This is a genomic window from Streptomyces sp. P9(2023) (assembly GCF_032436795.1).
Lineage (GTDB): Bacteria > Actinomycetota > Actinomycetes > Streptomycetales > Streptomycetaceae > Streptomyces.
The window spans coordinates 1-233 of sequence record NZ_JAUPWM010000880.1 but is presented as its reverse complement, the minus strand read 5'-3'; the positions used below and the strand labels follow the sequence as shown (position 1 = coordinate 233).

1 protein-coding gene is annotated in these 233 nt (G+C 57.1%); it reads right to left on the bottom strand.

Annotated elements, in window-relative coordinates; translation table 11 throughout:
* Window positions 1–187 (bottom strand): phage tail length tape measure family protein (locus Q5762_RS39780; RefSeq protein ID WP_315897196.1); only part of this gene is annotated, 187 nt, incomplete at its 3' end.
* Window positions 188–233: the final 46 nt, after the last annotated feature.

Below are 233 nucleotides of genomic sequence, written 5' to 3'. Positions count from 1 at the left end.
CAGCCGCAGAAATGGTCAGCGGGTTAATCATCGAAACAAGAGTTGAGGCCAGCGCTCTAGCAGCCGGAACGATGCCGCCAAACATATCCTTTAGCTGCCCGCCCTGCTGGATCGCAACCAAATAGGCAGGCTGACCGCCAATCAGGCTGGTGGTAATGTCGGTAATCTGTGCAGGCACATTGCGCATAGCGGCGCTGTAGGCGCGCTGAGACACTCCAGCTTGGTTAGCTGCA